Annotated in this window: 11 protein-coding genes; 6 read left to right on the plus strand and 5 right to left on the minus strand. The window is 74.0% G+C overall.

Annotation, left to right across the window (positions count from 1 at the left end):
• Positions 1-12: 12 nt before the first annotated feature.
• Positions 13-1,575 carry a N,N-dimethylformamidase beta subunit family domain-containing protein gene (locus ACWEQG_RS23880; RefSeq protein ID WP_452287849.1) on the minus strand — a complete coding sequence of 521 codons (1,563 nt, stop codon included), beginning with the start codon at positions 1,573-1,575 and terminating at the stop codon, positions 13-15.
• Positions 1,576-1,712: 137 nt separating this feature from the next.
• Here ACWEQG_RS23880 and ACWEQG_RS23885 point away from each other — a divergent pair, with 137 nt between their 5' ends.
• Positions 1,713-3,059, plus strand: coding sequence for a PrsW family intramembrane metalloprotease (locus tag ACWEQG_RS23885; protein WP_452287851.1), 1,347 nt, complete (start codon positions 1,713-1,715; stop codon positions 3,057-3,059).
• Between the two features lie 21 nt (positions 3,060-3,080).
• On the opposite strand, the gene ACWEQG_RS23890 is transcribed toward ACWEQG_RS23885, so the two are convergent.
• Entirely contained in the window at positions 3,081-4,535 is a 1,455-nt protein-coding gene (locus ACWEQG_RS23890) for a carboxyl transferase domain-containing protein (protein WP_452287853.1), read from the minus strand.
• Between the two features lie 217 nt (positions 4,536-4,752).
• Positions 4,753-5,400, minus strand: a complete 648-nt coding sequence (locus ACWEQG_RS23895; RefSeq protein ID WP_452287855.1) for a winged helix-turn-helix transcriptional regulator — start codon at positions 5,398-5,400, stop codon at positions 4,753-4,755.
• 112 nt (positions 5,401-5,512) lie between these two features.
• Here ACWEQG_RS23895 and ACWEQG_RS23900 point away from each other — a divergent pair, with 112 nt between their 5' ends.
• The 4 genes from ACWEQG_RS23900 (at position 5,513) to ACWEQG_RS23915 (ending at position 9,632) form a co-directional block, all read left to right on the plus strand.
• A complete protein-coding gene (locus ACWEQG_RS23900; RefSeq protein ID WP_452287857.1) occupies positions 5,513-6,055 on the plus strand; it encodes a dihydrofolate reductase family protein in 543 nt (180 codons plus the stop codon).
• Between the two features lie 29 nt (positions 6,056-6,084).
• Complete coding sequence (locus tag ACWEQG_RS23905) at positions 6,085-6,918, plus strand: alpha/beta fold hydrolase (RefSeq protein WP_452287859.1); 834 nt, start codon at positions 6,085-6,087, stop codon at positions 6,916-6,918.
• Between the two features lie 203 nt (positions 6,919-7,121).
• Positions 7,122-8,348, plus strand: coding sequence for a CaiB/BaiF CoA transferase family protein (locus tag ACWEQG_RS23910; RefSeq protein ID WP_452287861.1), 1,227 nt, complete (start codon positions 7,122-7,124; stop codon positions 8,346-8,348).
• A 216-nt stretch (positions 8,349-8,564) separates the two neighbouring features.
• Positions 8,565-9,632, plus strand: coding sequence for a lytic polysaccharide monooxygenase auxiliary activity family 9 protein (locus ACWEQG_RS23915; protein WP_452287863.1), 1,068 nt, complete (start codon positions 8,565-8,567; stop codon positions 9,630-9,632).
• 374 nt (positions 9,633-10,006) lie between these two features.
• On the opposite strand, the gene ACWEQG_RS23920 is transcribed toward ACWEQG_RS23915, so the two are convergent.
• Positions 10,007-10,705: a SanA/YdcF family protein gene (locus ACWEQG_RS23920; protein ID WP_452287865.1), complete on the minus strand. Its 699-nt coding sequence runs from the start codon at positions 10,703-10,705 to the stop codon at positions 10,007-10,009.
• Positions 10,706-10,710: 5 nt separating this feature from the next.
• Positions 10,711-11,706 carry a COX15/CtaA family protein gene (locus ACWEQG_RS23925; protein WP_363470482.1) on the minus strand — a complete coding sequence of 332 codons (996 nt, stop codon included), beginning with the start codon at positions 11,704-11,706 and terminating at the stop codon, positions 10,711-10,713.
• Between the two features lie 26 nt (positions 11,707-11,732).
• Here ACWEQG_RS23925 and ACWEQG_RS23930 point away from each other — a divergent pair, with 26 nt between their 5' ends.
• Positions 11,733-12,542 carry a GntR family transcriptional regulator gene (locus ACWEQG_RS23930; protein WP_452287867.1) on the plus strand — a complete coding sequence of 270 codons (810 nt, stop codon included), beginning with the start codon at positions 11,733-11,735 and terminating at the stop codon, positions 12,540-12,542.
• The last annotated feature ends 7 nt before the right edge of the window (positions 12,543-12,549 follow it).

Genomic DNA, 12,549 nt, shown 5'->3' on the forward strand with positions numbered 1-12,549 from the left:
GCCGGGCGGTCATCAGCGGCGGTAAGTCTTCCGTACGTTGTCGTCGGGGGCGGGCAGGCGCTCGGCCGCCGGTCCCTCCGCGAAGCCCTTCAGCAGGTTGGCCGTCGCGGTGGTGACGAAGGCCCGCGTGCGCGCGCCGATGCCGTGGGCCCGCGGCAGGTCGCGGGTGCCGGCCATGAGGGTCTCGGCCCACCGCATGGTCCCCGAGGCGAACACCCCGGCCCCGCTCGGCGCGGTGTAGTAGGCGGCGTCGGCGAAGCTGGGCCGCCCCACGCAGGTCACCGGCGAGTGGGCGAGGATCTGCAGCGGCCTGGGCGTCGGCACGTCCGTGTTCACCCGGTCGTACTCCACGCCCACCAGGTGCGGGAACGCGTCGCCGCGGCGGACGCCGGTGCCCGCGAAGATCCAGTGGCCGGGCTCGTGCACCACGAACGGCGCGTCCACGGGATACCCGTCGTAGTACACGCCGATGAGAGACGACTCGGGGTCGGCCTTCGGAGCCGCCCGGAAGTCGGTCGTCGCCAGCGACGGGCGCGTGCGGACCAGCGGGTCGCGGTCCACCGCGGTCTTGTAGCAGACCACCGTCCTGCCGTCCTCCTCCAGCCGGACGCGGCGGTAGCAGGTGTTGGCGCCCAGGAAGGCGAGGTTGGCGCCCGCGTCGCGGGCCTCGGTCACGGTGCGCCGCATGCCGGGCGTCCAGTACTCGTCGTGCCCGAGGAAGATCACCGCCGACGCGCCGGCGAGCACGCCGTCGCCCGCCTCCAGGTCGCCGCCCGTCGTGTACGCCAGGGGGAGGCCGAGCCGTTCGGCCAGCGCCACCACCGGCCGCTCGTGGATGAGGAACTTCTCCATCCCGGTGCGGTCGTAGGGGCGGTCGAAGCTGACCGCGAGCGAGCGGCTGTCGTAGCGGCCGTCCTCGCCGTAGTAGAGGCTGTAGCCGCCCCACCGGTTGTACGCCTGCCACGTGGGGGTGGCGTGGACCAGCACCGTGCGCCCGGCGCCGGAGGCCGAGCGCACGACCAGTGGCACGTACCGCTGGTGGCCGCGCTCGGTGTCGAGGCGCAGCAGGTAGGCCCCCTCCGGCCAGCCGTCCGTGGACACGGTGAGGGATCGCCGCCACCCCGCGCGTACGGTGCGGGTGTCCCCGGTGAGCCGCCCGCGGCCCTGGTCGCGTCCCCTCATCCACCCCGAGCGCCACACTCGGCGGGCGAGCGTGCCGCCGTACCAGCCCATCCGGTACGCCGTGACCCGGTAGCGGCCCTCGGTGGTGGAGACGTGCAGCCCGAACGACTCCCCGGGCAGCACGCTCGCCCGGTTGCCGTAGCCCTCGATCGCCTCGTCGGGGCCGCGCCCGCGCACCCGCCAGTCCGGGTCTCCGGGCAGCAGCCGTTCCGGCGCCGGCCTCGCGGGCGACGGCGTGGGGGCGGCGGAGGGCGGCGGGGAGGCGGGCGCGGAGGCGTCCCGGGACCCGGGCGCGCACGCGGCGACGGAGCCGGCGACCGAGCCGACGGCCGCGGCGCACGCGACGCGGAGGAAACCGCGTCGTCCGAGCCCGTCACGTGGTGCGACATCCATGATCGCCCATTGTGCCGGTAACCGGGACGTGTTCCGGACGACCGGCCCGGCGCGCGAGACGATCGGCGGACGCAATCCAGGGGATCTTTTGGGGCCGGAGGAGGACCACGGCGGGCCTGTTCGGTTACAGTCGCACAGTGGCAGGCCTCGACCCCCGCGCCGTCCTCAGGGAGCGTCCGTCCATCGGTCTCATCGTGGGTCTGGTCGTCGCCGGGATCTGCGCCCTGGTGTCGTTCTCCTTCGACATCATCAACGGCGAGCCGGTCCAGTTCTTCATCGCGCTCGGGCTCGCCGTGGCCCCCGTGCCGCTGCTGCTCGCGGGCGTCCTCGCCCTCGACCGGATGGAACCGGAGCCCCGCAACAACCTGATATTCGCGTTCGCCTGGGGCGCCGGCATCGCCGTCCTGCTCGCCGGCGTGCTCAACTCGCTCAACCTCGTCTACGTGGCCCACCAGCTCGGGGACATGACCAACGCCCGCAACCTGGTCGCCACGTTCGGCGCCCCGCCGGTGGAGGAGACGGCCAAGGGGCTGGTCCTGCTCGGGCTGCTGTGGTTCCGGCGGCATGAGCTGGACGGGCCCACCGACGGGATCATCTACGCCAGCATGGTCGGGCTCGGCTTCGCCATGTCGGAGAACGTCAGCTACTACCTGGCCGCGCTGGAGGAGAACGGCGCGCAGGGACTGGCCGCCACGCTCGTGCTGCGGGCCGTGCTGTCGCCGTTCGCCCATCCGCTGTTCACCTCCCTGATCGGGATCGCGGTCGCGTACGCCGCCCAGCGCGGGGGCGCGGTGGGAGTCGTCGTGATCGTCATCGGGTGGATCGGCGCCATGCTGCTGCACGGCCTCTGGAACGGCTTCGCCTCCTTCGGCGGCCTCGGCGGGCTCGCCATCGCCTACCTGCTGCTGATGATGCTGCTCATCGTCGAGCTCGTCGTGATCTTCCGGGACAGGCGGCGGATCGTCGGGCTGATCCAGCACTACCTGCCGCCGTACGAGCGCAACGGGCTGATCAACCAGGCCGACATCTTCATGCTGTCGTCCCTGCGCCGCCGGCGGCAGGCCAGGGCGTGGGCCAAGGCCCACGGCGGCAGGGCCGGGGCACGGGCCATGATCGACTACCAGGTCGCCTCGACCGAGCTCGGGCTGCTGCACGCCCGAGCGGCCCGGGGCGGGGTGGACGAGCAGACCTTCCGCGACCAGCAGCGGTCGCTCGCGGACCTGATGGCCTACGCCCGGCTGTCGTTCCCGCTGCCGGAACGCCACCAGGCGAGCGCCGCGCGAGGGGTGCCGCCGCCGGGGTACGCTCCGGGCGCCCCACCACCCGGCAAGTGGCCGGGCGGCGGTCCCGCCGTGCCGCCCTGGTATCGGCAGGGGCCGGGCGGGCCGGGCCGCGGCCCCGCGCAGGGCCCGCCGCCCCCGGGCCACGGGCGCCCGCAGGCGCCTCCGCAGAACGGGCCGCAGGGCCCCGGATGGGGCAACTGAGGGCGGCGTCCCGCAGGCCTCTCACTCCGCGGTGTGGCGCTGGCTCTCGATCTGACGCAGGCATTCATCGGCGACGCGGCGGGCGAACCCGGCCGGATCGACGTGCGCGGGCACCGGCTCCGGCACGACGGCGTGCACGACGCCCGCGGCGAGCAGGTCGGCCGCGCGCACCCGCTGCCGGCGGGCGACCTGGGGCGCGAGTCCGGGGTCGCCGTGCAGGATCGCGCTGGCGCCCTCCGGCGGCAGGGGGGACAGCCACGCGTTGCCGGCCGCGATCACCCGGCGGGACGGCAGCAGGGCCAGCGCGCCACCGCCGCTGCCCTCGCCCAGCAGCACGGAGACGGTGGGGATGGTGAGCTCCACCATCTCGGCCAGGCAGCGGGCGATCTCCCCGGCCAGCGCGCCCTCCTCGGCGGCGGCGGACAGGTCCGCCCCGGGGGTGTCGATGACGCAGATCAGCGGCAGGCGCAGCTCCTGGGCGAGGCGCATGCCGCGCCGGGCGCCGCGCAGCGCGGCCGGGCCCAGGGGACGGTGCTGGGACTGGGGGCGCCGGTCCTGCCCGACCAGCACGCAGGCAGTGCCGCAGAACGAGGTGAGCGCCAGCAGGAGCGCGTCGTCGGTCTCCCCGGATTGGGTGCCGTGCAGCGGCAGGACGTCGTCGGCGGCGTGCCGCAGCAGCTCCCGTACGCCGGGCCGGTCGGGCCGGCGGGTGAGGGTGATCGAGGACCAGGCGTCGCCGCCGGCGTCCACCGCGCCCGTCTCCGCCGGCGTCTCTCGCGGCGGCGTCTCCGCCGCCGGACGGCGTGCCCCGGAGAGAAGGGCGAGCGCGCGGGCGGCCACGCCGGCCAGCTCATCCGTGGGGACGACGGCGTCGAGGATCCCCTTGGCGACGAGGTTCTCGGCCACCTGGACGCCCTCGGGGAACGGCTCCCCGCGCAGGGTCTGGTAGACGAGCGGGCCGAGGAAGCCGATGAGCGCGCCGGGCTCGGCGACCGCGACGTGCCCGAGAGACCCCCAGGAGGCGAACACGCCGCCGGTCGTGGGATGGCGCAGGTAGACGAGGTAGGGCAGGCCGGCGGCCTTGTGCGCGACCACCGCCCGGCTGATCTCGATCATCCGGACGAACGCCGGCGTGCCCTCCTGCATGCGGGTGCCGCCCGAGGCCGGCGCGGCGATCAGCGGCAGCCGTTCGCGGGTCGCCCGCCGTACGGCGGCGACGATGCGCTCCGCCGTGGCCACTCCGATGGAGCCGCCGAGGAAGCGGAACTCGCTGACGACGAGCGCGGCCGCGTGCCCGCGGATCAGCGCCCGGCCGGTGAGCACGGCCTCGTCGGTGCCGGCCTTCGTCTCCGCCCGCTCCAGCAAGGCGCGGTAGCCGGCGTCGTGTCCGGTGCGGTCGATCGGCTCGTCCCAGGAGCGGAAGGTGCCGGGGTCGACCGTGGCGTCGATCAGCGCGCGGGCGCCCAGCCGGGTCATGCGCCGCGCCCCCGGACGTCGTCGCCGGCGATCCGGTCGCGCGCCGCGGCGAGGCGTCCGACCTGGACCGGGCCGCCGTCCCGGCGGATTCCCGCGATTGTCATCGGTCATCTCCTCCAGCACGGTATCGCGCGAATCGCAGCACACCATGCTGCGTACCCCGCCCCGCGAGGCGGCAGGTCTCGGCGCGGTCCGTTCCGCGCCGCGAGGGGAGCGGTCAGAAGCGGAACGTCTCGACGAACCGGTGGAGAAGCGCGGGGTCGCCCTCCACACTCACGCTGCCGTCGGCCAGTGCTTGCCCGGGTGTCTTGGCACCGGTCATCAACGCGTGGACACCCTGGTCGCCCAACCTCTCGACGACGAGGTCGGGGGCGGGGTGCGGGCCGACGCCGACCGTCAGGACCCCGTCGGTGATCTGCAGGCGGAGGGTGAAGTCGCCCATCCGGACCTCGTAGCCGACGGTCGTGCCCCGGGCCGCTTCCGGCCGGTAGGTGGTGCGGAAGGCCATGGCCACCGACTCCGGCGTGATGACTTCGCCGGGGCGGGGCTCGGTCATCGTCCGGGAGCCCCAGCGGCCCAGCGCGACCAGGGCCGGCTCGAGTTCGCGTCCGTATCCGGTGAGCTCGTACACGACCGCGCGCTCGGGATGCGGCAGCGCGCGGCGCGTGACCAGTCCCGCCTCCTCGAGCTGTTTGAGGCGGGCCGACAGGATGTTGGTGGGGATGGCGGACAGGCCCTTGCGCAGGTCGGTGTAGCGCTGGGGTCCGGAGAGCAGGTTGCGGACGATCAGCAGGGTCCAGCGTTCCCCGACCATCTCCATCGCGCGGGCCAGCCCGCAGAACTGCCCGTACTCACGAACCGTCATGCTGCAGATCCTACTCCATGCTTCGGTTGACAAACTCTGCTTGCAAAAGACAAGCTTGCTTCTCGTTCGGCCACTCGGCCGGTCAGCAGAGTTCTTCCTGAGGAGTTATCGCGTGACTGCGAGGAAAGTCGTCGCCGGGCTGTTCGTGTCGCTGGACGGCGTCGTGGAGGCGCCCGAGACGTGGCACTTCCCCTACCTGAACGAGGAGATGGGCGCGGCGGTCGGCCAGATGTACGCCGAGGCCGACACCCTGCTGATGGGCCGTGTCACCTACGAGGCGTTCGCCGCCGTCTGGCCGCACCAGACCGGTGAGATGGCCGACGCGATCAACGGCATCCGCAAGCTGGTCGCCTCCAGCACCCTGACGACGGCCGGCTGGGCCGGCACCGCCCTCATCGGGGGCGACGTCGTCGCCGCCGTGAAGGAGGTCAAGGAGCAGCCCGGCGGCACGATCGCCCTGGCGGGCAGCATCAGCCTGGTTCGCGCTCTCCTGCGGGCCGGAGTCCTGGACGAGCTGCGCCTGCTGGTCCACCCGCTCGTCGTCGGCACCGGGCGGCGCCTGTTCCCCGAAGACGCCGCCCCCGTGCCTCTCGAGCTCACCCGGTCCACCGCCTTCACCACCGGCGTGCTCGACCTGACCTACCGGCCCGCCTGACCCCTGCGCGACACGAACGGAGAACACCGATGAACGACGCCGAGATCAGGACGCTCGCGGTTCCCGGGGCACGCCTGCACTACGAGGTCCGGGGGACCGGACCGCTGCTGCTGATGATCCCCGGCGCGCCCGCCGACGCCGGAGCGCTGGCCGGGCTCGCCGCGAGCCTGTCCGGCCGCTACACCGTCGTCACCTACGACCAGCGCGGCCTGTCCCGCAGCCCCCTCACGGAACCGCCCGCCGACCAGGACGTCGCGGTTTTCGGCGAGGACGCCTGCCGCCTGCTGGCCGCGCTGGGCGACGAGCCGGCTTACGTGCTGGGCAACAGCGGCGGCGCGCTCACCGCCTTGGACCTGGCGGTCCGCCACCCCGGCCGGGTGCGTGCCCTGGTGGTGCACGAGCCGCCGATCCCCGAGCTGCTGCCCGACCGGGAGCACTGGCGGGCGACGTTCCAGGACGTGTACGACACCTACCGCGACCAGGGCGCGGATCCGGCGATGCGGAAGTTCGTCTCCACCGTCCAAGGAGAAGGCGGCACGCCCCCCACGCCGCCCGATTTCGCCCACATGCCGCCCGAGGCGCTGGAGATGATGGGCCGCATCCAGCGGAACCTCGAGTACTTCCTCGCCCACGTGCTGCTGCCCGTGCTGCGCTTCGAGCCCGACGTCGCCGCGCTGCGCTCCGGCCGCGTGCCGATCGCCGTCGGCGTGGGAGCGGACTCGGGCGGCGGCGTTCCCGCCGCGTCCGCCAGGGTGCTCGCGGAGCGGCTCGGGGTCGAGCCGCTCGTCTTCCCCGGTGACCACCAGGGCCTGGCGCTCGACGTCGCCACCTGCGCCGAGATCGTCCACAAGGCCCTCGGCTGACCCCGCCGGCGGGCCGGCGGCTCCGTCTCCGCCGCCCCGATGCCCCTCCTCCGCGTCCGCGTCCGCCGCCGTAGGCTGACGTCGGCGCGGAGGCCGTACGCGCCGGTCGGTGCCGGGGGCGTGCGGACATCCCACGCCCGCTGCCCCACCCAGCTCGCCCGGGGACGAAGGCGACCCCGGCTGACGCAAGGATCGGAGTCACCGTGTCCGGACCGCTCGACGGAGTGCTCGTCGTCGATCTGACCCGCGCCCTCGCCGGGCCGCACGCCGCGATGATGCTGGGCGACCTCGGCGCCCGCGTCGTCAAGGTGGAAAACCCCGGAGGCGGGGACGACACCCGCGGCTGGGGGCCGCCATTCGTGCAGCCTGAGACCGGCGGCCGCGAGTCGACCTACTTCCTGTCGGCCAACCGCAACAAGGAGTCGATCGCCCTCGACCTCAAGGACGACGCCGACCGGGAGGTGCTCACGGATCTGCTGCGCCGCGCCGACGTGCTGCTGGAGAACTTCCGGCCCGGCACGCTGACCCGGCTCGGGTTCGGCACCGACGTCCTGGCCGAGCTGAACCCGCGGCTGATCACGCTGTCGATCAGCGGCTTCGGGCACGACGGACCGGAGGGCGGCCGGGCGGGCTACGACCAGATCGCCCAGGGCGAGGCCGGGCTGATGTCCCTGACCGGGCCGGGGCCGGACGACCCGCAGCGCGTCGGCGTGCCCATCGGCGACCTGCTGGCCGGCATGTACGGCGCCTACGGCGTGCTGGCCGCGCTGTACGAGAGGGAGCGCACCGGACGCGGCCAGGTGGTGCGCACCTCGCTGCTCGCGGCGATCGTCGGCGTGCACGCCTTCCAGGGGACGGCGTGGACGGTCGCCGGGCAGGTCGGGCGGCCGCAGGGCAACCACCACCCGTCGATCGCACCGTACGGGCTGTTCCGCTGCAAGGACGGATCGGTGCAGCTGTCGTGCGGCAGCGAGTCGCTGTGGCGCCGGCTCTGCGACGAGTTCGGCCTCGACCCCGAGGCGCCGGGCATGGCGACCAACGGCGAGCGCGTGGGCAACCGGCAGCGGGTGATCGAGCTGATCGAGGACGCCTTCGCGGAGCATCCCGCCGAGGAGCTGCTGGCCCGGCTGGCCGCGGCGGGCATCCCGGCCGGCAGGGTGCGCACGATCGACGAGGTCTACACGTGGGAGCAGACCCTGTCACAGGGGCTGCTCGTCGACGTCGAGCACGCCACCCTCGGCCGGCTGCGGCTGCCCGGCCCGCCGCTGCGCTTCTTCACCCCCGGCCCGGACGGGGAGACCGAGACCACCCGCCGCGAGCACGCCGCGCCGCCCGTGCTCGACGCCGACGGAGCGGCGATCCGCGCCGAGGTGGCCCGGGACGCCGACGGCGCCCCCCGGCGGAGCCGGACGAGCTCAGCCGGCTCCTGAGCAGGCGCCCGGGCCGTACGGCCTGTCCGGCTCTTGGCCCGGGCGGCCCGCGCGTGCTTCAATCACTGTGCGCGGTGGCCACTTGATGGGTGGGCTCCAGGAGGGCGTGTGGCGATGCCGCATGCGTTCTTCTCGTACTACAGCCCCTGACGGCGCGACCTTCCCCGGAAGGCGTGCCCGCCCACCAAGAGGAGAACTTCAGTGCAATCCCCGCGTTTGAGATCGCTGTCCCTGAGATCCGGGCGCAAACTCGCCGTGCTCGCCGCGGTGGCGGCCGTGCTCGCCGGCGTCGTCGCGGTCCTGACGCAGACCGCGGCCGAGGCGCACGGCGCCCTGCAGGCCCCGGCGAGCCGGACGTACGCGTGTTACACCGACGGCCTCACCGGCGGCCAGATCATCCCCAACAACCCCGCCTGCAAGGACGCCGTGGCGGCCGGCGGCACCCAGCCCCTCTACGACTGGTACGGCGTGCTCCGCTCCGACGGGGGCGGCCGCACCCGGGGCTTCATCCCGGACGGCCAGCTGTGCAGCGGCGGTTTCAGCAAGTACGCCGCCTATGACGCGCCCAGGACCGACTGGCCGACCACCACGCTGAAGGCGAACAGCACCTACGACTTCGTCTACGGCGCGTGGGTGCCGCACCCCGGCGGCTTCAAGCTCTACGTCACCAAGGACGGCTGGAACCCGACCAAGCCGCTGACGTGGGCGGACATGGAGGAGCAGCCGTTCCTCACGGTCGACCCCGAGCCCGCGGTCAGCAACGGCGCCTACCGCTTCTCCGGCAGGCTGCCCGACAAGAGCGGCCGGCACATCATCTACGCCGTCTGGTTCCGGTCCGACAGCCAGGAGACCTTCTACGGCTGCTCGGACGTGAACTTCCTCCGCGACGGCGTCTCGCCCAGCCCCTCGCCGAGCCCTTCGCCGAGCCCCACGCCCGCCACGAACGACCCGTCGCCGACCCCCTCGCCCTCCCCGACGCCGGCGAACCCGGCGTGCACGGCCACGGTGAAGCTGACCAACACCTGGCAGGGCGGCTTCCAGGGCGAGGTCACGATCAAGAACACCGGGACGAGTCCGCTCAACGACTGGTACGTCCAGTGGGCGATGCCGCTGGGCACGACGCTCACGCAGGCGTGGAACGGGACGTCCATGCAGAGCGGGCCGTTCATGATGATCCACGCGCCGGAGTGGAACAAGACGCTGGCCCCCGGAGCCTCGGCCACGGCCGGTTTCCTCGGCAGCGGCTCGGCCACCCCGTCGATCAGCGACATCACCTGCGGCTGACGGCTTCCCGCGCCGCCGGGCGGACGGGCGCCGCCTGATCCGCCCGGCACTCGCCGGGGGCTTCGAGCCCTGGTGCCGGGGGAGACGCCCGGGGAGGCCGTCGCGGCGGCTCCCCGGGCGTTGCGCGATGGGTGGGCGGAGGAGGATCCGCCTCTCGTACCCGCGGTGCGATAGCCACTGTGGGTGTGGCCTCACCTCCCTGAGGATGGTGGGAGCGCTCCCACATGGCCCGGACCCTAATCGGCCGAAACGCATCGGACCAGCGGAGCCGCCCCGGCATGCCCTGTCCGCCCAGTTCACGGGCCGCCGCGCGATGAAAGTTTCGCCGCGGGCATCCCCGGCAGCCCGTCACGGCCGCTCGCCGGAGACGGAAGTCAGCGGGCCAGGGCGTGGTCGAGCGCGGTCTCGCGCCGGCCGAGGAACCGCGGGGAGGAGCGCAGCACCAGGCCGTCGGCCAGGCCCTTGGCCGAGGCGGGGATCTCCCTGACGGCGTAGGCCACCGTCTCCGCCGGCCAGTCGCGGCTCGAGTCGTCGCCGACCCCGAACGCGTCCAGCCCGGCCGTACGGCACAGCGCCACGGCCCGGGGGAGGTGGAACACCTGGGTCACGACGACGAGACGGGACGCGCCGAAGATCTCCTTGGCCCGCACGCAGGAGTCCCAGGTGTCGAACCCGGCGTAGTCGAGGACGATCCTGTCCGCCGGCACGCCGCCGGAGACCAGGTAGTCGCGCATGACCGAGGGCTCGTCGTAGTCCCTGCGGCTGTTGTCGCCGGACAGCAGCAGGGCCCGCACCCTGCCCGTGCGGTACAGCTCGGCCGCGATGTCGAGGCGGGCGCGCAGCATCGGGCTGGGCCGCCCGTCCCGGACGCCCGCGCCCAGCACGAGCGCGGCGGGCATCGCGGGCACCTCGGCGGTCCAGCGCGTGCCCGGCTCGGCGGTCACCCGGTGGCCGGCGCTCGCCAGCCAGGCCCAGGTCGTCGGCGCCAGCGGCAGCACGCTCAGGGCGACCAGCCCCTGGAAGCCCCGGCGCAGGGCCGTACGGGACCAGGTCCAGGGGCGCAGGACGCTCACCGGGGTCAGACCCCCGCGTGGTGGAGCTCCGGCCGCTCGGGCGCGGGGGCGGGCGCGGGGCCCCGGGACCGCAGCAGGAACACGACGCGCAGCGCGCAGATCCACACGAGCGTCGCTCCCAGCACGTGCAGGAGCACCAGCGCCGCGGGGACCGCGAGGAAGTACTGCACGTAGCCGACCACGCCCTGGGAAAGCTCCACCACGAGCAGCACGAGCGCGGCGCGCCGGGCCGGGCCGGGGGAGTCGGTGACGCGCAGGGCCAGCAGCAGGGCGAACGTCAGCCCGACGACGACGTAGGCGATGTCGGTGTGCAGCCGCACCACGCTCTGGATGTCGAAGCCGAAGCGGGAGGCCGCGTCGTCGCCCGAGTGCGGCCCGGTGCCGGTCACCACCACCCCGGCCAGCAGCAGCGCGAAGGCGGCCGCGGCCAGCACGTACCCCAGCGTGCGGATCTCCTTGCGGACCAGCCCCTCCGCCGGGGCGTCGCCCTCGCCCGCCCGCGCGAACAGCACGACGGCGGCGGCGATCATGCCGATGGACAGCAGGAAGTGGACGCTGACGGTCACCGGGTTGAGCATCGTGTGGACCACGAGCCCGCCCCACAGGGCCTGGACGACGACGCCGGCCGGCTGCACCAGCGCGAGCCGCAGCAGGACCGGGCCGCGCTCGCCCCGCGACAGCTTCCAGGCGGCGATCACACACGGCACCGCGACCGCGAGGACGAGGAACGCCAGCAGCCGGTTGCCGAACTCGATCGCCATGTTGAGCGGCGCGTGCGTGTCGATTCTCGCCGGCACGAAGCTGTCGGGCGTGCAGCGCGGCCAGGTCGGGCAGCCGAGCCCGGAGCCGGTGACGCGCACGGCGGCGCCGGTGACGGTGATGCCGACGTTGACCACGATCGCCGCCAGCGCCCACCGCCGCATCGACTCGTTCGTCGGGAACATGAACGAGCGGTAGAAGGCGAGCAGCGTGGCGCGGATCCGGCCGGTCGTGGGATTCACGGCATCAATCGTAGGTGGCCTTGTGGGTGGTCCCTTCTCCGGACCCCGCCGCCCGCGGTGATCATCTCCGCGGCCGGGCCGGGTACGATCGGCCGTACGGGACCGAGGAGGGCGGTGGCCGGTCGATGGGCGGGGCGTGGGACGGACCGGCGGGACGCACGAGCGACGACCTCCGCGCACCGGACGGAGGAACGCGGCAGAAGAACCTGCGCGAGCGGGTGGCGCAGGCGCTGCGCGACGCGGTGGTGGCCGGGGAGATGCGGCCCGGCGTCGTGTATTCGGCCCCCGCGCTGGCGGCGAGGTTCGGGGTCTCCGCCACACCGGTGCGGGAGGCCATGCTCGACCTCGCCAAGGAGGGCCTGTTCGAGGCGCTGCGCAACAAGGGCTTCCGGGTCGCGGAGGTGTCCGAGCGCGACCTCGACGAGATCATCGAGATCAGGCGGCTGCTCGAGGTGCCCACGGTGGCCCGGCTCGCCGGGCGGGCCCCGGCGGAGCAGGCCGAGGACCTGCGCCCGATCGCCGAGGAGATCGTCTCGGCCGCGGAAAGAGGCGACCTGCTCGCCTACGTGGCCGCCGACCAGCGGTTCCACCTCGCGCTGCTGGCCCTGTCGGGCAACGTCCGGCTGGTCGAGACGGTCAGGGACCTGCGCGCCCGGGCCCGGCTCTACGGGCTGCGCGGCCTGCCCGACGCGCGGCTGCTCGCGGCCCCGGCACGCGAGCACCTCGACCTCCTCGACGCCCTCGTACGCGGCGACGCCGCGGCGGCCGAGAGCCTGATGAACCACCACCTCCGGCACGTGCGGGGGATCTGGTCGGGCGGCCCTGCCGCGGAATGAGCCGCCC

Source organism: Microbispora sp. NPDC004025, assembly GCF_053604425.1.